Annotated in this window: 12 protein-coding genes; all 12 read left to right on the plus strand. The window is 39.6% G+C overall.

Annotated features, from left to right (window positions below; all coding sequences use genetic code 11):
* Window positions 1–408: 408 nt before the first annotated feature.
* The 12 genes from KMW37_RS07290 to KMW37_RS07345 all read left to right on the plus strand — a co-directional run bounded on the left by KMW37_RS07290 (window position 409) and on the right by KMW37_RS07345 (window position 23,663).
* A complete protein-coding gene (locus tag KMW37_RS07290; protein WP_215223962.1) occupies window positions 409–3,450 on the plus strand; it encodes a SusC/RagA family TonB-linked outer membrane protein in 3,042 nt (1,013 codons plus the stop codon).
* A gap of 91 nt (window positions 3,451–3,541) precedes the next feature.
* Complete coding sequence (locus tag KMW37_RS07295; protein WP_215223963.1) at window positions 3,542–5,068, plus strand: RagB/SusD family nutrient uptake outer membrane protein; 1,527 nt, start codon at window positions 3,542–3,544, stop codon at window positions 5,066–5,068.
* Window positions 5,069–5,429: 361 nt separating this feature from the next.
* Entirely contained in the window at window positions 5,430–6,941 is a 1,512-nt protein-coding gene (locus KMW37_RS07300) for an arylsulfatase (RefSeq protein ID WP_215223964.1), read from the plus strand.
* Between the two features lie 207 nt (window positions 6,942–7,148).
* The gene (locus KMW37_RS07305; protein ID WP_215223965.1) at window positions 7,149–7,685 is read left to right on the plus strand and encodes an RNA polymerase sigma-70 factor; all 537 of its coding nucleotides are present in this window, start codon (window positions 7,149–7,151) and stop codon (window positions 7,683–7,685) included.
* Window positions 7,686–7,766: 81 nt separating this feature from the next.
* The gene (locus KMW37_RS07310; RefSeq protein ID WP_215223966.1) at window positions 7,767–8,786 is read left to right on the plus strand and encodes a FecR family protein; all 1,020 of its coding nucleotides are present in this window, start codon (window positions 7,767–7,769) and stop codon (window positions 8,784–8,786) included.
* A 110-nt stretch (window positions 8,787–8,896) separates the two neighbouring features.
* Window positions 8,897–12,184 (plus strand): SusC/RagA family TonB-linked outer membrane protein, encoded by a 3,288-nt coding sequence (locus KMW37_RS07315; protein ID WP_215223967.1) that lies wholly within the window; start codon window positions 8,897–8,899, stop codon window positions 12,182–12,184.
* 19 nt (window positions 12,185–12,203) lie between these two features.
* Window positions 12,204–13,739 carry a SusD/RagB family nutrient-binding outer membrane lipoprotein gene (locus KMW37_RS07320; protein WP_246581384.1) on the plus strand — a complete coding sequence of 512 codons (1,536 nt, stop codon included), beginning with the start codon at window positions 12,204–12,206 and terminating at the stop codon, window positions 13,737–13,739.
* Window positions 13,740–14,146: 407 nt separating this feature from the next.
* Window positions 14,147–14,455, plus strand: a complete 309-nt coding sequence (locus KMW37_RS07325; protein WP_215223968.1) for a hypothetical protein — start codon at window positions 14,147–14,149, stop codon at window positions 14,453–14,455.
* A 288-nt stretch (window positions 14,456–14,743) separates the two neighbouring features.
* On the plus strand, window positions 14,744–18,271 hold the full coding sequence (locus tag KMW37_RS07330) for a sulfatase-like hydrolase/transferase (RefSeq protein ID WP_215223969.1): 3,528 nt from the start codon (window positions 14,744–14,746) through the stop codon (window positions 18,269–18,271).
* Between the two features lie 207 nt (window positions 18,272–18,478).
* Complete coding sequence (locus tag KMW37_RS07335) at window positions 18,479–19,756, plus strand: alpha/beta hydrolase (RefSeq protein ID WP_215223970.1); 1,278 nt, start codon at window positions 18,479–18,481, stop codon at window positions 19,754–19,756.
* A 775-nt stretch (window positions 19,757–20,531) separates the two neighbouring features.
* Window positions 20,532–21,701, plus strand: coding sequence for an MFS transporter (locus KMW37_RS07340; RefSeq protein WP_215223971.1), 1,170 nt, complete (start codon window positions 20,532–20,534; stop codon window positions 21,699–21,701).
* A gap of 225 nt (window positions 21,702–21,926) precedes the next feature.
* A complete protein-coding gene (locus KMW37_RS07345; RefSeq protein ID WP_215223972.1) occupies window positions 21,927–23,663 on the plus strand; it encodes a class I mannose-6-phosphate isomerase in 1,737 nt (578 codons plus the stop codon).
* Window positions 23,664–23,666: the final 3 nt, after the last annotated feature.

Here is a 23,666-nt window from a genome sequence, read left to right on the forward strand (position 1 = left end):
ATAAAGGGAAGAGGTAAATTGAGCGGTTTTTTTAGTTGTTATATTGTTTTTGTATGTTTATTCAAGTGGTTGAATGCCAATATGTATTGTTGTTTTCTTCGTTTGCAGTACCCTTTTTGGAATAACCATTGTCGAATAATGTACTGCTGAAAAGAAATGATTATATTATGGTTAAGCAGAATTAGTTATTTTCTAATTCCGCATATAGTTTTTTCACCTATAGACTTCTTTACTTTTTGGATTTTGTTTTATGGTTGGGAGCCAAGCGTATTTTAGTTCCTATAGGACCTGGGTCTTTTATAAACATTTTTCAGGTTTAGAATTAGCGCCTAAAGAATGTGATTTTCAGTACCCCTTATTTCATAGGGATGAAATTGATCAGTTAACCTTAACCAAATAATAACCATTATGAGCAACTTTACTCTAAAGTATTTGCTGGCTGCGGTGTTGTTATTTTATGCAGCAACAGCATACGCACAAAACATTATCGTTTCAGGAACGGTAACAGATTCAGAAACAGGGCAGACGATTCCTGGAGTCAATGTAATTGATTTATCTACTAAAGACACAGATAATGTTAATGGAACCGCCACCGATATTGATGGGCGGTTTGAAATATCTGTCCCTTCTAATGCCACTTTAAGCTTTACCTATCTCGGATATGCCTCTCAGAATATTCCCGTCAATGGAAGGACAAGCATCGATCTGGCCTTGAGTCCTGACCTTTCTAATCTTCAAGAGGTAGTGGTCATAGGATATGGTCAAGTCAACAAAAAGGATTTGACTGGATCGGTAAGCCAGGTGGAGGGAGCCCAACTGGAAAATTTACCTGCTGCAAGGGTTGATCAAACCCTACAAGGAAGGGCTGCAGGTGTTCAAGTTTCACAGATCAGTGGAGAGCCCGGTGCTGCTCCAACAATACGGATTCGTGGAGGTAATTCCATTCAAGGAAATAATGAACCGCTCTGGGTCATTGATGGGATTATTGTAGGGACAGATTTTAATTTGAGCAATATCAATACCAATGACATTCAGTCCATCGATATTCTAAAAGATGCTGTTGCCGTGTCTATTTATGGTACCAGGGGAGCTAATGGAGTGATCTTGGTGACTACCAAAAGTGGGACAGGAGTAGGCGCGGGGACGAAGGTATCCATAAATGCTTATTATGGGGTGCAATCCATGGTGACCAAAGTGGACTTTTTGGACGGGCCGCAGCACGCTGCCTATGCCAATGAAGATGCTGAGTTCCGTCAATCTGCATTACCTTTTTTGGACCTAAACGATGTGCCCAATGTGGATTGGGTGGACCAGGTGAGCCAAAATGGGGCTGTTCAAAATGTAGATGTTTCCCTTTCAGGAATGTCCGAAAACAGAAAAGTTAATTATTACGTTTCTGCCAATTATTTTGATCAAGAAGGCTTGATAAGGGAAACAGGAATCAAAAAATACATTTTCAGGGCCAATATGGACAATCAATTGTCAGATCTGGTGAAAGTTGGTTTTAGGGTGAATGTGTCCAGGTTAAGAAATGAAAACAGTAAGATCAGTTTCTCCAATCTTTATCTATCTACTACGCCTACTCGGGCAATTTATGATGAAGATGGTAATTTTACTGCACTGGATCCTATTACTGACGGAGTGACCCGAAACTTTGAAGCGGATCTGCAGATGCGCCAAAATCATGATTTAGTCACCAATATTCTGGGAAATATTTATGTTGAATTGGAGCCCATAAAAAACCTCACATTCAAGACAACTTTCAGTCCTGAAATCAATAATTTCAAACAGAATATTTTTAATCCTGGGGCATTGCCTAATAACCTAATTCTACAAAATGGTGGGGATGCTGCTGTGAGTACCTCCTTGAGGATGGGCTATATCAATGAGAACACCCTAAATTATATCAAGGATTATTCCAATGGAAATAGGCTTACAGCTCTGGTGGGTTTTACTCTCCAGAAAACGGAATTTGAATCCAGTGTAGCCAGAGCCTTCAGGTTGTCCAATGATGTTACAGGATTTAATAACTTGGGTTTTGGATCAGACCCTACCAGAAATGAAGTAGGTTCTGATTATGATGCTTTCCAATTGGTTTCCTGGTTAGCAAGGGTGAATTATTCCATAAAGGACAAATACCTGTTTACTGTAGTGGGAAGGGTGGATGGTTCTTCCAGATTTGCTCCGGAAAATAAATATGCCTTTTTCCCTTCAGGAGCATTTGCATGGAGAATAGGAGATGAGGAATTTATCAAAAACCTGGGGATTTTTAGCGACCTGAAATTCAGGACCAGTTACGGTCTGTCAGGTAGCCAGGCCATTCCATCTTACAGAACACTAGCGATATTAAATGCCGCCAATACGACTTTCAATGGAATAGAAAAGCCAGGGGTAGTACTCGGTAGACCTGAAAATCCTGAATTAAAATGGGAGACTACCAGACAGTTGGACATTGGTTTAGAAATGGGATTCTTGGATGGACGATTGAACTTTGAGGTGGATTTTTATCAGAAAAATACCAAAGACTTGTTGTTAAATGCCCAGCTGCCTAGACAGACAGGCTTTGTAAGCAAATTGCAGAATATAGGCAAGGTGCAGAACCGAGGTGTTGAATTTTTGGTCAATAGTGTCAATATCAGTAAGCAAAATTTTAAATGGTCTACTAATTTGACCATTTCACATAATAACAATAAAGTGGTAGATCTTGGAGGGGTAGATTTTATTAACCTTGCCACACCAGCCCAGCAAGGCGGTACAGGGGCGAGGTTGATAGTGGGTGAGACCACTCCTGTTTTTACTGGCGTTCGCTATTTGGGGACCTGGAAATCACAGGAGGAGATTGATGAGGCAGGAATTGGCGGAGACCATGATGTGGGAGGCCCAAGGTTCGAAGATACCAATGGTGATAAGCAAATTACCGAAGATGATTTTATCGTTTTGGGTAGCCCTCAGCCTGATTTTTACTTTGGTATTGGCAATACCTTCAAAATCGGAAATTTTGATTTGGACTTCTTTTTTCAAGGAACCTATGGCAATGAGGTGTTCAATAGTTTGACCCAAACAGCCCTTTTTGGCCGACCTGAAACGACCAAATATGCAGAAACTTTAGATCGTTGGACTCCTGACAACCCAACTTCTGATATCCCTAGGGCAGGTTCAGTGGCTGCCTTGTCGGAGGTTTACAATAACTCAGCCATGATTGAGGACGGCTCACATATCAGATTAAAAAGTTTGCGTGTGGCCTACAATTTCCCAATGGAGGCCAGTAAGCTTGGAGGACTCACAGTATATCTGACAGGTAATAACCTGTTTGTGATATCGGATTTTAGACTGAAAGATCCTGAAACGAGTCAATATGGTAGGAATAGTGACAACCTTTCCATGGGATTCTCGCAAGGACAATACCCTACTTCGAGAACAGTGGCTATTGGAGCTAAAATTGATTTTTAATTATGGACTTAGCTAAAATGACCATTCCGGATTGTTTTAATCAATTGAAGTCCCCGATTAAAGGGACGATGGACCAAAAAAGATCTAAAAAATGAAATATATAATAAGAAACGGAATAACAGCCATAATAGCCTTGATAATGCTAATTGGTTGCGACAGCTTTTTGGAGGAAAAGCCAAAGGATATTGTATCTCCTACGAATTTCTTCAATACCCCGGCTGAATTTGAATTGGCAGTAGTGGGACTATATAATATTTATAAGGAAAATTCACTGCATGGAAAAGTAGGCCTAGACAGGTATTACGAGAACGGTGCTGATGTAATCGGTCCCAATAGGGTATTTGATCAGGTAGAACCTACACAGAATTATACATTAAGTGAAAGTAATATCAGTGCCATATCACAAGGAGGAGGAGCACCATTGACTTGGCAGAACCTTTATGCCATTATTCTTAATTCCAATACCATTTTGGAACAACTGGACATCAATGAGAGCCTAAGTGCTGATGAACAGGATTATTTTAGAGGACAAACTTTGTTCCTGAGGTCATATGCTTATTATCACTTGACCAATCTTTGGGGAAATGTGCCTTATTACCGTGACAACCTGCCCATTTCTGAGATTCAGGTACTGCCAAGAGCAGATGTCAACCAGATCAGGAATGATATACTTAATGATCTTCAGATGGCACAAGATTTATTGCCTGATAGTTATACGGGGAATGATTTGGGAAAAGCCAGCAAATGGACAGCAGCCACAGTAATGGTAAAACTCTATCTAATCCAAAAGAATTGGCAGGCAGCTAAAAACAAAGCAGAGGAAATCATCAATAACTCACCGCACCAATTATTAGATGATTATGCAGCGGTGTTTGACCAGTTTAATGAATATAATATTGAAAATATCTGGGAGATAGATTTTGTGAAGGATGTACGTTCCACAGATTGGGTGGATCACTTTACACCAAGGATAAGGGATGAACCTAAAGATCCTACACAGCAAAGTGCTTTGAGTGCCGCACTAGGCAGTAGAAACGAAGGGTTCACAGGATATGGTCTGGCCATACCATTGCCTGGATATGTCAATGATTTTCCTCAAAATGACTTGAGGAGGGCTTCCAATATTATTACCAATTATCTGGGCTTTGAATTGAATTTTCCCTACATGCCGAAAATGTGGAATTTGGATCAGATCAATTCACCTAGGGGTAACCATGGGGATAATAAGATTATTTTCAGATTAGCAGATGTTTATCTGATGGCAGCAGAGGCTGAAAATGAATTAAATGGACCAACAGCACTTGCTTACCAATATATCAACAGGGTGAGAGAGCGGGCTTACGAGCCAGATATGCCTTTGTCTGGCTTGACCCAAGAAACTTTCCGCCAAGCCATTTATGATGAAAGAAGATGGGAACTTGGTGGCGAAGGGCATCGTAGGCTGGATCTGATTCGTTGGGGGATATTGGAGGAAGTGGTTAAAAATACTGAGTATAGGGTTTGGAATCCTGCAGTTAATATTAAACCCTACCATGTACTCCTTCCTATTCCTACGGAAGAATTTGTATTGAATCCCGCTTTGTTGGAATCTGACCCTAGCAATAATGGATATAGGTGATTTTAAAAAGAAAGATAATAGTTAAGTGCAGTAGGCTGATTCTTTTAGGATCAGCCTACTGTTTTTAATGTTTTGTTTTAGGAAATGGGTAATTTCTATTAATTAATAAGAGAATAAGGTTATTTATAATAATTGAATTACCGGAGTATTTAAAGAGCAAATGAGAGTGTCAAAAATCTATTGGATAGATGGATATCATAGATTCGAGTCTCCATCATTAGCAGAATGAATAAATTTTGTAAAAAATGGCTTTGGTTATTTTTATGAGTGGGATAATTCATAATTTTCGAATAGATATTAAAAATAAAAAAAACCAATCAAGATTAAATTTGATTGGTTAACATTTACAATTCAATATACCATGAAATATACTTTAATAAATGCCTCCAAATCTTTAGTGCTGGCTGCACTTGGAAGTTTCATTTTGGCCAGCTGTTCAGGAAAGCAGCAATCAGAGCAAGCTAGCGAACCACCCGGCAAACCTAATATTATTTACATTCTTGCAGATGATATGGGCTATGCTGACATGGGAGCCTACGGACAAGAGAAAATTGAAACTCCCAATCTGGATAAATTGGCTGCCTCAGGAATAAAATTCATGAACCATTATACAGGAAGTACAGTTTGTGCACCTTCTAGGTCTGCACTGCTCACAGGTCTACATACCGGACACACCCCAATACGTGGAAATAAGGAATACCAACCAGAGGGTCAGGAAGCCATGCCGGATTCCGTATTTACGATTGGGAACATGATGAAAAAAGCAGGTTATGTGACCGGAACTTTTGGAAAGTGGGGATTGGGATTTGTTGGAACCACAGGAGATCCTAATAATCAGGGAATGGATTATTTCTTTGGCTATAATTGTCAGCGTCAGGCCCATAGATATTATCCTGATTATCTATGGGAGAATGATCAAAAAGTCACTTTGGAGGGTAATGGATGGATAAACAAGGAGACATACGCCCAAGATGTGATCCATGAAAAGACGTTGTCCTTTATAGATCAACATAAGGATGAGCCGTTTTTTATGTACGTACCTCTCGTTGCTCCCCATGCTGAATTGGCCTCGCCCGATACCGCTACAATTAATAAATACAGAAAAAGGTTTGGGGAAGAAAAAGAATATGTTGGCAAAAAGGGGGCTGACTATGGTGAGGACTTGGTGATTGGGATGTACCAGTCCCAGAAATACCCTAGGGCAACCTATGCCGCTATGGTGGAAAGAATCGATCAATATGTTGGAGAAATCATTGAAAAACTGGAAGAAAATGGTTTGACGGAAAATACCATCGTCATGTTTGCCAGTGATAATGGCCCGCATCAGGAGGGGGGAAATGACCCTGATTTCTTTGATTCCAATAATGGTTATAGAGGTTATAAAAGGGACCTTTATGAAGGAGGTATAAGAACCGCTTTTGTGGTGAAATGGCCTGGAAAAATCGAAGCAGGTAGTCAAACAGATCATGTGTCGGCCTTTTGGGATTTATTGCCCACTTTAGCAGATATCATTGGTTACGATCAATTACCTGAGCTTGATGGGATATCCTTTTTGCCTTCCCTACTTGGAGATGAAGCGCAAAAGGAACATGATCATTTGTATTGGGAATTTGTTGAGCAAGGAGGCAAACAAGCCGTGCGTAAAGGGGATTGGAAAGCCGTTAAGCTTAATGTGAAGAAAAATAAAGATGCCCCCATTGAGTTATATAATTTAAAGAATGATCCTGGGGAAGAGGATGATATAGCTGCAGATCATCCAGAGGTAGTAAAAGTGATGAAAGTTCTGATGGAAACTTCCCATGTTACCAATCCTACTTTTCCATTGTTCGCATCTGAAGGAAATGAGGACCAAAACCTATTTATAGTAGATTAAACATTGAAGATTGCCAGAATTAAATTGATTGATTTAAGAAATTAAAATGCAAAAAGCCAAACTGGAATTCCAGTTTGGCTTTTTTGTAGTATTTACCCGGATTAATAGTACTATCAGATATGAGTAATATTCAATTTTTCTTAATAGTTGTAATTTCATTTTCTTTTTATTTTATTTCGTTCCATTTTGACAAATAGAGCGTAATTCATGGTAGGCGAATCGGAACATATAGTTGAAGGATTAAGGCGGGGTGATAGGTCTGTTTTTAAGCGCCTATTTGATCACTATTACACCTTGCTGGTGCTTTTCGCACATAAGTTTGTTACAGACTTAGATACTGCAAGGGAGTTGGTTCAAGACTTCTTTGTCTATCTCTGGGAGTTTAAAGAGAAACTTGTGATCAGGGTTTCAATCAAATCATATATGTACACTTCGGTGAAAAACCGATGCTTTAATTTTTTAAAGCTAAAAAGAAAGTCTGTAAGCTTGGAAAACATAGACCATGATCCAGGGGACGACAATCAATTTTTTGAAAATATGGTCTATAGTGAGTATGAAAATGCATTTTTACAAGAAATTAAAAAACTTCCACCTAGGTGTCAGGAAGTGTTTCGCTTAAAGCGATTTCAGCATAAGACCAATCAGGAAATAGCTGAAAATCTAGGTGTTAGCGTCAAAACAGTAGAGGCCCAAATGAGTATTGCCCTAAGGCGGCTCAGGGACTTGTCAGAAAGAATTACATAAAATTTCAATTTTTTTTCAATTCCCTTTAGGGGTTGCACCATCATTTTTTGTCTTAGGCATAAGTAACAAAAAATATATCTCTTGAGTACAGTTGAATTTGACCATTTATTAGCTCAGGTATTGAGTGGAGAAGCATCTGAAAGTGAAGTTGCAAGATTAGAGGAATATGTTTCCCAAAATCCTGAGGCTAAGGAAAAGTACCGCCATGCTGAGCGGGCTTGGAAATGGACAGGTCAATTGGATGAGGAAATGTTGTTCCTAGAAGATGACTGGGAGAAAATCCAAAACCGTATTCAAGGTTCAGGAAAAACACGTTTGCTTTCTGGAAAATGGCAACTAGCTGTAGCAGCATCTTTGGTGTTGATACTGGCCTTGGCGACAGTCTTTTACCAATTGCCTTTTGGGACTGATGAAAATGGAGGACAGCATTTTATCACGGTGACCAGCCCAGAAGGTAGTAGAAGTCATATTGTTTTGGAAGATGGAACAGAAGTTTGGCTCAATGCAGGAAGTAGCCTTAAGTATGGCAATCATTTTAATGAAGATATCAGACACGTATTCCTTTCCGGGGAAGGCTTCTTTGAAGTGACCAAATCGAAGGTTCCTTTTGTGGTGACTGCCAATGAAGTGGACCTTAAAGTATTGGGGACATCATTTAATGTGAGATCATATGAAGATGAGGAGGAAATAGAAACCACCCTGTTGACTGGAAAACTGATGCTCAGCAGTAATGCATATGAGGATATTAAGCCAGTATTGTTGGACCCGGCTGATAAAGTGGTTTATCAAAAAGCAGATCCTTCATCAGGTAATGGCAGACCGAAAATCACCATAAAGCGGCTTAGCAGTGATAATATGCTCGGAGAAGCATCCTGGAAAGATGACCAGTTTATATTTGATGCAGCCCAACTTGGTGATATAGCCAAGCAATTAGAGCGTCATTTTGATGTGCAAGTAAGTTTCCAGTCTGAGGAGTTAAAAGAACTCAGGTTTACAGGGAAAATATCCAATGAATCATTGGAATACTTGATGAGAGCTATCAAGCTTTCGACAAATGTTCAGTACAGCCTTAAGGACGATGAGTTATTCATCTATCGATAGATCAGTAGATTACAATTAATTAAACCCAAGTAACATGATTAGATTATTCAATCAAAGGGGCAAGCTATGCCCAATGAAATCTTCATCCACACCAACCATGATGTTTTAATATGAGCAAGACTTTACTGAGAATTATGGGGGTTTTGTTTTTACTGCAATCGGAATTTGGATTTGCACAGGAACTTAATCTTATCGCCTCCAATAATGGCAGGTCGATCAAACAAATAATAAGAGAAGTGGAGCAAAAGACGGAATATACCTTCTTTTTCCACGAGGATGCCAACGGACTCGACAAAAGGGTAAACTTATCAACGGATGTTTCGGATATAGATGCTTTTATGAACCAGCTGCTGCAGGGAACTTCACTTACCTACAAACTGATGGAAGATGGCTTGATTATCATTAGTCCTAAGAAAATGATGGAAAAAACCATTAAGGGAAAAGTGACTGATGCCAATACCAGTATGCCGATTCCCGGTGCTTTGGTAACCATCAAAGGAGGAACTGAAGGAACGGTTACTGATATGGATGGGAACTTTTCCATTGTAGCCAAGCAAGAAAGTGTTACACTTATCTTCAGTTTCATCGGTTACCAGTCCACTGAGGTGGCAGTGTCTTCTGGTCAGACTTTGGTGAATATTAGCCTGAGCGAGGATGTCAACGAATTGGAGCAGGTGGTTGTAACAGCACTAGGCGTAAAGCGTGAAGAAAAGGCTTTGGGCTATGCTGTCCAAAAGATCTCTGGAGAAACCTTGCAAAAAGTGAAAGGGGTGGATATCGGTACCACCTTGACAGGTAAAGTTGCAGGGCTTACTGTAAAGAACTCCACAGAGTTTTTTGAGAAGCCAACGATTACACTTCGTGGTGCATCTCCACTCTTGGTGATCGATGGTGTGCCTTATGGCAACATGACCCTTAGAGACATCAGTATGGATGATGTAGAGAGCATGGATATCTTGAAGGGACCAACTGCTTCAGCACTATATGGAGCCCGAGGAGGAAACGGCGCCATTATCATCACCACAAAAAGAGGAGCTGATAAAAAGGGTGTTACTGTTTCTGTCAACAGTAACAATATGGTGTTTTCTGGTTTCCTAATGCTGCCTGAAGTACAGTCTTCTTACAGTGCCGGTTATAATGGACAATACAATACCGATGACTATGTATGGGGAGATAAGCTCGACATAGGAAGAACAGCCATGCAGTGGGATCCAATTGCCAAAGAAATGAGGGAAACGGAACTTACTTCAAAAGGGAAAAACAATTTCAGAAACTTCCTTCAGCCTAGCTTTATTACCAATAATAATATCAACATTACCCAGCAAGGCGAATTCGGAAGTGTCAGGGCATCTTTAACCCATGTGCTTAACAAGGGACAGTATCCTAATACCAAACTGAATATGATCAACTATTCCATTGGTGGAGAGATGAAATTGGGCGAAAAATTTCATTTGGATGGAACCATGGGCTATAATAAAAGAAAAGCTCCCCAGATAGCTGGCACAGGCTATGGGGCACAGGGCTATATCTACAACCTTTTGGTTTGGACAGGCCCTGAGTATGATGTGACCCAATTCAAGGATTATTGGATCAAGAAGGATGAGGTGCAAAACTGGCACTATACAGCTTGGTATGATAACCCCTATATGATGGCTTATGAAAAACTGCACAGCATAGATCAAAACACCTTCAATACTGCCATGACGGCCAATTATAAACTGGCTGAAGGAGTAAAGGTCTTATTCCGAAGTGGTTTGGATTATTATATCAATCAAGATATCAGAAGAAATCCTCCAGGTATTTTCAGTACCAGAGGTTGGGATGCCAAAGGCATGTATTCAGTGGATCAAAGAAAAGGTTTCAGTATCAATTCTGATCTGATGTTGATGGGTGAGAAGAAAATTGGAGACTTTGGGTTTGAAGGTATTTTGGGTGGAACCATCTATTACTATGAAGATGAAGGCTTGAGCAGTAGCACTAGAAGTGGTTTGTCCATTCCAGGTTTCTATTCCCTTAATTCCAGTGTGGAAACACCAAATGTTTCGAACTGGATCAGCAGAAAACAAGTGAACAGTATGTTTGCTAAAGCGGGACTATCTTATAAAACCAGTGTGTTCTTGGACTTGACTGGAAGAAATGACTGGTCTTCAACCTTACCACAAAGCACTAGATCTTATTTCTATCCTTCAGTAGGTTCAAGTGTGGTGCTTTCAGAAATGATTTCCAGTCTTCCTAAATGGGTTGATTTCTTAAAGCTTAGAGGTTCTTGGGCATTGTCCAAGCGGGATTTGGGAGTGTATGCCACCAACAGCGTGTTCTCTGTAAGCAATAATGTTTGGGACGGAATGAATACGGGAAGGTATCCTGAAAATATCAGGGGAGCAGAAGTAGCACCACAGACCGAAAGGACTTATGAGTTTGGTTTGGCTACCCATGTTTTGAACAATAAGTTGAAACTGGATGTGGCTTATTTTAATAAGTATATCTATAACATCCAGGCCAATGCTACTATATCTGCTTCTTCTGGTTTTAGCAGTAGACTGATCAACACCGAGGAGACTTTCGAATGGAAAGGCTTGGAAGTGACAGCAGAGGTAACTCCAATTAAGAATGAGAAGCTACAGTGGAATGTGATTGCTAACTGGTCTAAAAGCCATCGTTACTATAAGCAACTGGATCCAGTTTATTCTCCGGATAATCCTTGGGTGAAAGAAGGAGGAAGAACAGACCTTTACTTATATAGGGACTGGGAAAGAGATCCTTCAGGTAATCTGATCAATTATAATGGATTCCCTCAAAGAAGCCGATACAACTCACTTATGGGGACATTCGACCCTAATTGGATTTGGGGCTTGACTAATGTGCTAAACCTTGGTCAGTTCACCTTTAGCTTAAGCTTTGATGGTCGTGTTGGAGGACTTTCTTACTCCTCTACCAATGCGAGATTGTTCCAGACTGGAGCCCATCCTGATTTAGATAATCAATACAGATATGAGGAGGTTGTGAATGATAACCTGACTTTTATGGGACCCGGCGTGAAAGTAGTGTCAGGAGATGTGACTTATGATAATTACGGAAATATTGTAGAGGACTCCAGGGTATTCGAGGTCAATGATCAGATTGTGTCCTTTGAATCATACTACAAAGGTTATGGTACAGGAAGCCAAAACATCTTTGATGAAACCTTCCTGAAGCTAAGAGAAGTGTCTATAGCTTATCAGCTGCCTACTTTCTTGGCATCCAAGATCAAGGCTAGATCAGCTTCTGTGGCCTTGACCGGACAGAACTTGTTCATCTGGACAAAAGAGTACCGTTTCTCTGATCCTGACAAAGCTTCAGATGACCTGAACTCGCCATCCATCCGATATACGGGCCTAAATCTCAAGTTAACTTTCTAACATGCCAAAACACTCTAATATGAAAAGTAGCAAGCATTTCATTGCCATACTCTTGCTTTTGGCAATGGTCATTCATACGGGTTGTTCAAATTTTGATGAAATCAATACCAACCCCAATACACCAAGTAGTGTCAGCTCTCAAATGTTGGCCACTACCTTGATTTTGGATATCGCCAGACAGCCAAGTCAGAAATCATTCTTGGTTGATGATATGATGGGGAAATATATCGCTTGGTCAGAATTTGTTCAGGGAGAGCAGTATAACAGAATCGAAAGAGCTGATTTTGACGAGTTGATTGTGTTGAACAATATCGATAAAATGGTAGAGTTCGCCCCAAGTGAGGCACTTAAAAACAGCTATACAGCGCTTGGTCATTTTGTGAAAGCCTACAAATATTTTGAGCTAACCATGCGTGTAGGAGATGTTCCATTCAAGGATGCATTAAAGGGTGAGTCTGAGACCATTTATTACCCAGCTTACAATAGTCAAAAAGAAGTGTTTCTAGGGATTCTGGATGAACTGGCTGAAGCCGATCGTTTGTTTGCCATAGGAGCTGATTTTGATGGTGATCCAATTTATGGAGGCAGCACAGCTCACTGGAGGAAATTGGCCAATACATTTGTGCTTAAGGTGTTGATCAATCTTAGTAATCAAGCCGATGATGCTGATTTGAACGTAAAAGGACGTTTTCAGGAAATTCTGAACAGCAAGCCAATTTTTGAATCCAATTTTGATAACTTCCAAATCGTCTATTCGGATAAGGAAAACCAGCGATATCCTTTCCATAAACTGGGCAACAACTTCATTATCTATAATATGGTGGGATCACCGATTATTGATAGTTTGAAGTCGCTTCAGGACTACCGTTTGTTTTACTATGCTAAACCTTCTCCTGTAGCCTTGACAGGTGGAGCCCAAGCCAATGAATGGGATGCCTATAAGGGAATTGATCCATCTGTGGAGTTTACGGTATTGAGTGAGGTAGCCTCTTCCAAGGATTATTCACCAATGAATGATCGATACACTGAAATACCTGAAGGAGAGCCGACTTTTCTGATGAGCTATAGCCAGATGAACTTTATCATAGCTGAAGCAGCAGCCCGGTCTTGGGTAAGCGAAGACCCTGTTGAATATTATGAAAAGGGTATTCGATCTGCCATGAATTTTGTAGCGAACCATACACCAGATGATGAGCAGTTCCACCATGGAATGCAGATCACACCTGCCTATGTGGATCAGTATCTGGCCTCAGCCCCAGTGCAGTTAAAAAGCACCTTTGAGGAGCAGCTTAAGCAGATCATGACACAGAAGTATATAGCCAATTACCTGCAAACTCCTTGGGAAACCTATTTTGAATATCGTAGGACAGGTTATCCAGAGTTGCCCGTAAATCCTCAAACCAACCTTAATGAAGTGAAAACCCAACTTCCTAAAAGATGGATGTATCCTCAGGATGAGTTGGATTATAATATGGAGAACGTAAGTTCAGCTATCGATTCTCAGTTTGGGGGAAATGATAATGTCAATGCGGTCATGTGGTTGATCAAGGAGTAAATCCAATGAATAATAACTTGGAGAAGTTTAACCGAACATCCATTTTGATGCTGTCTTTGCAAACAAGCAAACTAGAATAGTGAAACATCAAAAAGGTTAAAATTTTTCAATGTTGAAATAAGATAGTTTAGAAAGCCAAGCTGGATTCCAGTTTGGCTTTTTTTGTTGAGAATATCAATATCCACAGATATAAGAGATAAAAACAGATAGTATATGTGAAAAATACCGTAAGTGGGGTATTTTTTGGTGGGTGAGGATTCTGTAAGTTTAGGGATACATTTATTATGATAAAGTACTCAGATAGTGATTATTCAAAGAAATGTATCCTATTTTATAAATAGTTTATTAGCCATCTATAGCTTAGGGTTGACCATAGGCTGTAACAGAAAACTAAATTAAGAGATACAATGACCCCAAATTCACAAAATCAATTCGGACAAAAAGTAATTCTTTTCCAAGACCCTATTACTTCCAATGGAGTAGGAATTGCGGGACTTGTCATTTCTGTACTCGGTATTTTTCTTGGATGGTTCCCTATTTTTGGATGGATAGTTTGGGGTGCGGGTTTTGTATTGTCACTTATTGGAGTTTTTAAGCCAAAGCCTGTTACCGCAATAGCAGGATTGGTGATCTCGGCGTTTACAGGATGTTTCGTGATTCTGCCATTTATCTTATCTGTTTTGGCAGCCATTTTTGGGCTGCTCTTTGTTTTTTAGGAAAGCCAAATAGCATCTCATATAAGAGAAAGGTTTACTCAAATTCACAATGTCTGTCTCAAATTGCCAGTAAAATGAATTTTTAGAAGTAAAAAAGATAAGTGCCATTGGTTATGAAAGACCGGACTAAGCATACGCTCTTTAATTTTTTGTTGTAAAGAATGGAGAAAACCAATTAGTACAGGATAGTCATATTATTTGTTTGGCGTAGTTTGATGATTACTCTCTGGATTATTTTAAATTAAGGGTAGTTTAAGTTTTTAGCGGTCAAGGAAATAACTGATATAAATGAATAAGTATACTGTTTTGTATATTCTGATATTAACTGTTTTGGGATTTAGACAAGGCTTTTCTCAAGGGGAAAAAGAAGAGGAAGAAAAGCCCAATATTATCTTTATTTTGACTGATGACCAGCGCTTTGATGCCTTGGGTTATGCAGGGAACAAATACATTGAAACACCAGAAATGGATGATCTGGCCAAGTCAGGCTCGTTTTTTGAAACAGCCATCGTAACTACTCCCATATGTGCGGCAAGTAGGGCCAGTATTTTTACAGGACTCCATGAAAGATCCCATAATTATAACTTTCAAACTGGAAATATTAGAGAGGAATATATGGAAAATTCCTACCCAGTTCTTCTCAAAAACAATGGATATTTTACTGGCTTTTTTGGGAAATATGGCGTTAAGTATGATGGTTTGGAAAAGCAGTTTGACAAGTACGAATCCTATGATCGGAATAATGACTTCAAGGACAGAAGAGGATACTTTTACAAAACCATAGATGGAGATACTGTACACCTGACCAGGTATACTGGTCAAGAGGCATTGGACTTTATAGAGGAAGCACCTTCTGATAAGCCTTTTTGTTTGTCTTTAAGTTTTAGTGCACCTCATGCTCATGATGGAGCTCCTGAGCAGTATTTCTGGCAAAATTCCACTGCAGACCAATTGGAGGAGGTTGTTTTGCCTGGGCCTGTTTTGGCTGAGGACATGTACTTTGAAGATCAACCAAAAATGGTAAAAAAGGGATTCAACCGTCTTCGGTGGACCTGGAGATATGATGATCCAGATAAATACCAACATAGCCTGAAAGGGTATTACCGGATGATTTCAGGTATTGATAAGGAGATTGGTAAAATCCGGGAAAAGCTTAAGGAAAAAGGGCTGGATGAAAATACGGTAATTATTGTCATGGGCGATAATGGTTATTTTTTGGGAGAGCGACAGTTGGCTGGTAAGTGGCTGATGTATGATAATTCCATACGGGTTCCACTGATTATCTATGATCCAAGAGTTTGGTGGCAGCGCAATATCAAAGACTTGGTACTTAATATTGATGTGCCACCGACCATTGCTGATCTTGCAAATATAGAAGCCCCTTCAAGTTGGCAAGGGAAAAGCTTAATGCCTTTGGTGAACAAGAATGAAAGACATTTAGGAAGGGATACGGTACTTATAGAGCATATCTGGGAATTTGATAATATTCCTCCAAGTGAGGGTGTGCGTACAGAAGAGTGGAAGTATTTCAGGTATATCAATGATAAGTCCCTAGAAGAATTATATCATCTTAAAGAAGATCCTCAGGAAATCAATAACCTAATCGACGATCCAGATTATAAGGAAGTCGCAGATAAATTGAGGTTAAAATGTGATGAGCTCATCGGGGAATTTGGCAATGAATATAGAGCAGCGCCTTCTGAATTAACTGTTGAGCTGATCAGGGCTCCTGAGAAGGGAGTCAAGGTATTGGATACCAAACCTGAGTTTGGTTGGAAAGTGCCTGAGCTATCAAAGTATCAGTCAGCCTATCAGATTTTGGTAGCTTCCGAGAAAGGATTCATTGATTTGAATAAAGGGGATGTTTGGAATAGTGGACAGATTAGATCGAATAGTTCCACGAATGTAGCGTATCAAGGCGAGTCATTGGAAACAGGAAAGACCTATTATTGGAAAGTTAGAATTTGGGATGAGGAAAACCGCTTGGTAGATTATTCAAAGCCACAGGAGTTTACGGTAGGGCAGAGCAACAATTATATGATTTCAACGGAAAACTCAAATGAGGTAAGTAGGATAAGCCCTGAGGTATTTGAAAAGCGCGGGGATGCCTATTTTATGGATTTTGGAAAAGCAGCTTTTGCGACCATGGAGTTTGATTATGAAACTGCTGTGGCAGATACTTTAACCTTTAGGTTGGGGGAAATGCTGGATGGTCAAACTATAAACCGTACACCACCCAAGAAAAGTACGATCCGGTATCAGGAAATAGCGTTTGTGGTGAAGCCGGGGAAGAGAAGGTATCAGCTTACTGTTAAAAAGGACAGGAGAAATACCTTGCCAGAAAAGGCGCTTACTTTGCCGGAAGGAACTCCTGTTCTGGTGCCCTACCGCTATGCTGAGCTGGAGGGAGCTAAGGGAGATCTAAACAAAGCTGATTTTGTTCAATTGGCTTACCATACTTACTTTGATGATCATGCCAGTGATTTTCAAAGTTCTGATAGCATCCTAAACCAAGTATGGGATCTGTGCAAATATTCTATAAAAGCGACCACTTTTAACGGACTTTATGTAGATGGAGATAGAGAGCGAATACCCTATGAGGCGGATGCCTATCTTAACCAGTTAAGCCATTATACGACAGATCGGGAGTATGCCATGGCCAGAAGAACCATTGAGTATTTTATGGAACATCCCACTTGGCCGACAGAATGGCAGCAGCATGTAGCTTTAATGTTCTATGCAGACTATATGTATACTGGCAATACAGAACTTATTGAGCGCTACTATGAACCTCTGAAGTACAAAACACTTTTTGCTCTTGCCAATGAGGATGGGCTAATTACTTCCACAAAGGTAGATCACGATTATATGCTGAAACTAGGTTTTAAGGAAGGTTATAGTCAGGTGCTTACAGATATCGTTGATTGGCCTCCAGGCTCCTTTACTGGTTCAAAAACTTCTTTAGGGGAAAGGGATGGATATGAATTTATGCCTTATAATACGGTAATCAATGCCTTTTATTATAAGAATATGCTGATCATGGCTGAGTTTGCTAGAATCATGGGTAAACCTCAGGAATCGCTTGATTTTGCATTAAAAGCAGCCAAGGTAAAGAGTGCATTGAATAAACAAATGTTTGATAAGGAAAGGGGAGTATATGTCGATGGAATAGGTACAAATCATGCTTCTTTACACGCTAATATGTTGCCTTTGGCCTTTGACTTAGTTCCTGAAGAACATAGGGAATCGGTATTGAAGTTTATACAATCAAGAGGCATGGCATGCAGTGTTTATGGGGCCCAATATTTAATGGATGGACTCTACAATGCTGGTGCTGAGGATTATGCTTTGGAGCTTTTGACGGATACCAGTGATAGGAGCTGGTATAATATGATTCGAGTAGGGTCTACCATTACTTTGGAAGCATGGGATTATAGGTATAAAAACAATTTGGACTGGAACCATGCTTGGGGAGCAGTTCCTGCAAATATAATTCCCAGGGGCTTATGGGGAATCAAGCCAAAAATACCAGGGTTTTCTATTGCTATTATTAAACCACAGATGGGGAGCTTGAAGTCCAGTTCCATTGAAGTGCCAACTGTACTGGGGGCCATAAAAGCCAATTACTCCTATAAAGGTCCTAGATTACAAACCTATGAAATTGAGATTCCCGCAAATATGGTAGCTGAGTTTTCTTTGAATGCTGAGAAAGGAAAAGTGCTGATTCATAATGGTAAAAAAGTGCCATTAGCGTTTGAGGTAGTCCGGTTGACTCCCGGAAAGCACACTATAGAATTAAGGATCAATTCTTTTTGATGGAGAGATAATATTATTAGTGTTTGATACAAAGTGTGTATGTTAAGAATAATTGTTTGACATTGAAAACAGAATGTAATATGACATACTTTTGAACTGGTGGGATAGGAATGAATCTTTAAAAGACATAACCGATCTTTTATTGTTAGTAGGTGGTTTAAAAAACAACTAAATTAAAATTTTCAAGCAGATCTAGTTTTATAAATTATGAAGAAAATAGGCATCCCCAGTATTCTGTTGTTGTTTTTTGTAAGTTGGGGCTATGCCCAATCCGGGCCTAATTATGATGAAGCTAAGGTGCCAAAGTTCGAATTACCAGACCCTCTTATGACTTTTGGAGGCGAAAGGGTGTCTGATACAAGTGATTGGTGGCTAAAACGTCGACCTGAACTAATGGCATTTTTCACAGATGAAATGTTTGACAGAGTGCCAAGTGAACTTGGAATTACTTCCTACACGGTGTTGGAAGAAGGACAATCGACGATGTATAAAGGCGCGATACGTCAGCAAGTACAGATAAGCATTCATAAAGAAGACGAGCAATTAAATTTCACTCTGTTACTCTATCTTCCTCAGGGTGTAAAAAAAGCACCTGTTTTTCTTGGAGCTAATTTTTATGGAAACCATTCAGTTACCTTGGATGATAAGGTGTTCATTTCACAAGCTTGGGCCAAGAATAATAAAGACTTTTATATAAGCGGTAATAGGTTTACAGAGGCTTCTCGTGGTGTAAGAGCTGACAGATGGGCTGTCCAGAAAATCATTGATGGCGGTTTTGGTATAGCTACTTTTTATTATGGAGAGATAGACCCAGATAAAAATGATTTTTCTGATGGCATTCACCCTTTCTTTTATGGAGAAGGACAAGATCACCCTGGACCAGGAGAATGGGGAAGTATTGCTGCTTGGGCTTGGGGAATGAGCAGGGCATTGGACTATTTGGAGGAAAATGATCGGGTGGATGCGGAGAATGTGATTGCTTTCGGTCACTCTAGATTGGGAAAAACGGCTTTATGGGCGGGAGCAAATGATAAGCGGTTTGCAGCGGTGATTTCGAATAATTCAGGTTGTGGGGGAGCTGCACTATCTAAAAGGTGCTATGGTGAGACAATTGCTGTAATTAACAAATCTTTTCCTCATTGGTTTACTGAGGAGTTTAAAAAGTACAGTGGCCGTGAACCCGAACTTCCTATTGACCAGCATGAATTGATATCGCTGATAGCGCCTCGACCTGTGTACGTGGCAAGCGCAGTTGATGATAAGTGGGCGGATCCTAAAGGAGAGTATTTGGCAGCTTATTATGCTGGTCAGGTTTATGGACTTTTTGGCAAATCGGTTTTACAGTCAAAACAATTGCCAGAGATACATCAACCTGTACATCATGTAATTGGGTACCATATCAGAGAAGGAGTACACTACGTGACAGATTACGATTGGGAACAGTACATTAAATGGGCTTCTAAAGTGGTTTTGGTCCAGAAATAAAATGAAATGCGAACTCCGAATAGTTATTACTGTATTTAAAAGAGAATATGTATATCCGCAAAGACACCAGTAATTTTTGAATAGTATGATAATCTTTCAAAAAGTACGTGAAAGTCCGGAGAAATGAGATTTTATTCCGTGAAAATCTGAGGAATCCGTGAGAAACAAATTTACTGGTGTGATAATGTATAATCATAAATGAGAATTGAGATAGTGTAAGTAGGCTATTCCAATTGATTGGGTTATAATAAATAGCAAGTCTCATGGACTTTCTTTTTTCTTATCCATTCTGTTACTTATTGTTTGTCGGGGCAACTTTATGGCAGATATTATTCAATTGTCTATTCCTTTGAAAGGAATTTACCTTAGGAGCTTATTTAAAGTCATCTCTTCTCTTTTTCCAATCCACGCTAGTACTAAATATCTGGTTTAGGTTACTGGTTTGTCGATTAGGGCTAAGTATTAGTGGAAAGTCAAAAGGATAAGCTGTTTGTTTCAAGTGAAGCAAATCTATAAAGCTTGCTTTCTTTCAGGAAAAGTTTGAAGATTAATAATCCATGAATAGTTAATTTCTGATTATACCTCTTAAGTTGTATTAGAACAAATCATGGAAATCTTAATGATCTGTTTTGATTCAATTTATTTTGTTCATACATTTAAACATTGAAATCTTCTAAACTGCTTTTCTCTATTTTTTGACGTGGATAAAATCTATAAATTAATGGAGGCACCTTATAAAGCAGACAGTTGATATAAAAAGTAAACCCATTAATCTATGCCAAAAAGTAATGTTTCGTTAAAATTAGTTGCCCCGGTTTTATTCTCATTTTATGTCATGAGTTTCAGTGATCTGGTGGGTATAGGAGTTGACCGGGTAAAGTCGGAGTTTGACCTGAGCAATACACTGGCGCAGATGATTCCTTTTGCTGTTTTTTTATGGTTTTTTGTGCTGTCCGTACCAGTGGGGATTTTGCAGGATAGGATAGGCAAAAGAAAAATGCTGAATATCGGGATGTTGGTTACGGCATTGGGGCTTTTATTTCCTTTTTTGTTTTATACCTATGAAATGGTGCTTTTGGGTTTTGCTTTTTTAGGAATTGGTAATACCATAGTCCAGGTTTCAGCAAACCCTCTATTGGTGGATGTTGTTCCACGAAATAGGCAATCCAGTTTTTTGAGCTTTTCACAATTTGTCAAGTCCATAGGTTCCATGGTGGCTGCACCCTTAGCGGGATGGTTTGCAAGCCAATATGGTGATTGGAAACTGGCCTTTCTTGTGTTTGCTGCCATATCGATTGTCACTGTGGTTTGGTTATCGCTTACGCCTATTGAAGAAAGTCACAACACTGAAAAGCGGGCGACATTTCGATCATCATTCAAATTATTGGCTAATGGTTATGTGGCTGCTATGGTAGCCTGTATTTTCCTGATAGTAGGCATTGACGTGGGCTTGAATGCTATTTCTGGGCAGTTTCTGATAAGCAGATTTGATACTGAACAAACCATGGCTGAATCCGCAAGAAGTTTATATTTCTTTGGGAAAATGCTGGGTACTTTTGGAGGGGCATTGATATTGACCAAGCTTTCTTCCAATAGATTTTTCCTTTATAGTGCTTTGGCCGGTTTAGTGGGAATAGTAGCCTTGATGCTTACTCCTAGTGAGTTCGCGGCTTTGGTCACCATATTTCTTATAGGCTTGGGAATTGCCAATATTTTTCCATTGGTGTTTTCACTGACAGTAGAAAAGTACCCTGATCGTGCCAATGAAATTTCTGGTTTGATGATCATGGCCGTGGTAGGAGGGGCTGCCATACCACCCATAATGGGTTGGGTAGCAGATATGATCAATGTGACCGCCAGTATTGGTGTATTGATAGCGGCTGTGGGAGGAATTTTGATCGTATCCCTCATCAATGGAAAGAAAAATATAAATAACCGCGTGTGAATTCGCTGTTGAGATGAACAGATGGCCAATTCAAAAAAATAAGGAATAGTGATATGAAATCTTTAATGCGGTCAATAACAGCCTTTTTTTCTTACAGGCCAAAAGAATCAATGAATTGGGAATAGGCAATGCAAACCAAAGCTCTTCTGAATTTGCTTTAGCTCACAATGCTTAAAAAAAGTTGAATAGGAAAAATAATTAGTTGATAAAAGAGATAGGATAAAAATGAGTATGGAATCAAATTATGATAAATTTCCTGCAGTCAAAGTTGAGGGAAATGTAGTCACTGGCTGGGAAAATATTTTTAGCTTGTTACAAAGCCAGGCTGATGATAAAGTCATAGCTATAGAGTGCTACCAGGGTGTAAATGAGGAAGAAATCAAGTCAAACCTTCAGGGGTTAGGCAGTTTCATAGATACAAAGTTGCTACTAAAGGAAGAGTCCGAAATTATCAAGCTTACCCAAGAAGATGTAACTGATGATGCCATTTTTGGTTTTATCACTAAGTTAAATCTAGAGGCATTTTTTGATCATGAAAAACTTCAAAATAAGCAAAAGGAGCTTGAAAATAAACCCAAAGAATTAACCATTGTATGTGGGCCGGGAGCTTTTCTATGTGCGCCAAATGCAGATGTAAAGATCTATGCAGATATGGCCAGATGGGAAATCCAGCAAAGAATGAGAAGACATGAGGTGAATGGTTTGGGACTGAATAATGCTCATGAAGCGGTTAACTTTCTGTATAAGCGGGCGTTTTTCGTTGATTGGCGTGTTTGTGATAAGTTCAAAAAAGAATGGTTCCACAAATGTGATTATTTGTTGGATACCAATAAATTAGATTCGCCTAAATTGGTAAGTATGGCGACTGTTCAAGAAGGCTTGACGAAAGCAGTTGGCCAGCCGATAAGAGTAGTGCCGTTTTTTGATCCGGGACCTTGGGGTGGTCATTGGATGGAAGAAGTTTGTGATTTGGATACGGAAGGAAAGCCAAACCATGCTTGGTGCTTTGACTGTGTGCCAGAAGAAAACAGTTTGTTGTTAAATATTGGGGGCGAGATAGTCGAAATACCTTCGATTGATCTGGTATTTTTTAGAAGTAATCAGTTATTGGGAGAGGAAGTAGAGGCGAGATTTGGACAGGAATTTCCAATTCGATTTGATTTTCTGGATACAATGGGTGGAGGGAACTTGAGCCTTCAGGTACATCCGGATACTACTTATATCCAGCAAAATTTTGGGATGAATTACACCCAGGATGAAAGTTATTATATGTTGGATGCGAAGGAAGGAGCTTGCGTTTATTTAGGAATGAAGAAGGGGATCAAGCCGGAAAATATGATGGGTGATTTAAGAAAAGCCCAAGAAGGAAATGCAGCATTTGACGCAGAAAAATATGTGAATACCTTTCCTGCCAAGAAGCATGATCATTTCTTGATTCCAGCCGGTACAGTTCATTGTTCTGGTAAGGATTCCATGGTACTCGAAATCAGTGCGACTCCTTATATCTTCACCTTTAAAATGTGGGATTGGGGCAGACTTGGATTGGATGGCAAGCCACGTCCAATAAACATTGAACGTGCAAGTAAGGTGATTGATTGGAGTAGGGATACTGAATATACAGAGAATGAACTGATCAATCATGTAGTGAAAATAGCAGAAGGAGAGGGATGGTTTGAAGAAAGAACTGGACTGCATAAGCGCCAGTTTATTGAAACCAGAAGACATTGGTTTTCTAAGCCTGTAATCCATGATACACAAGGAACTGTTAATGTTTTGAACCTGGTAGAAGGTGATGAAGCGATTATCGAAAGTCCTAATAATCTCTTTGAACCTTATGTGGTGCATTATGCTGAGACCGTTATTGTGCCAGCGGCTGTTGGGGAGTATTCTATAAGGCCTTATGGCAAGAGTGAAGGAAAAGAACTAGCCACTATTAAGGCTTTTGTCAGGACCAAAGCATGATAG

Source organism: Echinicola shivajiensis (assembly GCF_018642165.1).
In the GTDB taxonomy this organism is placed as follows: Bacteria; Bacteroidota; Bacteroidia; order Cytophagales; family Cyclobacteriaceae; genus Echinicola; species Echinicola shivajiensis.

Coding starts and splice junctions, on each gene's coding strand:
- KMW37_RS07290 (WP_215223962.1), top strand. CDS start 409: ATGAGCAACTTTACTCTAAAGTATTTGCTGGCTGCGGTGTTGTTATTT.
- KMW37_RS07295 (WP_215223963.1), top strand. CDS start 3,542: ATGAAATATATAATAAGAAACGGAATAACAGCCATAATAGCCTTGATA.
- KMW37_RS07300 (WP_215223964.1), top strand. CDS start 5,430: ATGAAATATACTTTAATAAATGCCTCCAAATCTTTAGTGCTGGCTGCA.
- KMW37_RS07305 (WP_215223965.1), top strand. CDS start 7,149: ATGGTAGGCGAATCGGAACATATAGTTGAAGGATTAAGGCGGGGTGAT.
- KMW37_RS07315 (WP_215223967.1), top strand. CDS start 8,897: ATGAGCAAGACTTTACTGAGAATTATGGGGGTTTTGTTTTTACTGCAA.
- KMW37_RS07320 (WP_246581384.1), top strand. CDS start 12,204: ATGAAAAGTAGCAAGCATTTCATTGCCATACTCTTGCTTTTGGCAATG.
- KMW37_RS07325 (WP_215223968.1), top strand. CDS start 14,147: ATGACCCCAAATTCACAAAATCAATTCGGACAAAAAGTAATTCTTTTC.
- KMW37_RS07330 (WP_215223969.1), top strand. CDS start 14,744: ATGAATAAGTATACTGTTTTGTATATTCTGATATTAACTGTTTTGGGA.
- KMW37_RS07335 (WP_215223970.1), top strand. CDS start 18,479: ATGAAGAAAATAGGCATCCCCAGTATTCTGTTGTTGTTTTTTGTAAGT.
- KMW37_RS07340 (WP_215223971.1), top strand. CDS start 20,532: ATGCCAAAAAGTAATGTTTCGTTAAAATTAGTTGCCCCGGTTTTATTC.
- KMW37_RS07345 (WP_215223972.1), top strand. CDS start 21,927: ATGAGTATGGAATCAAATTATGATAAATTTCCTGCAGTCAAAGTTGAG.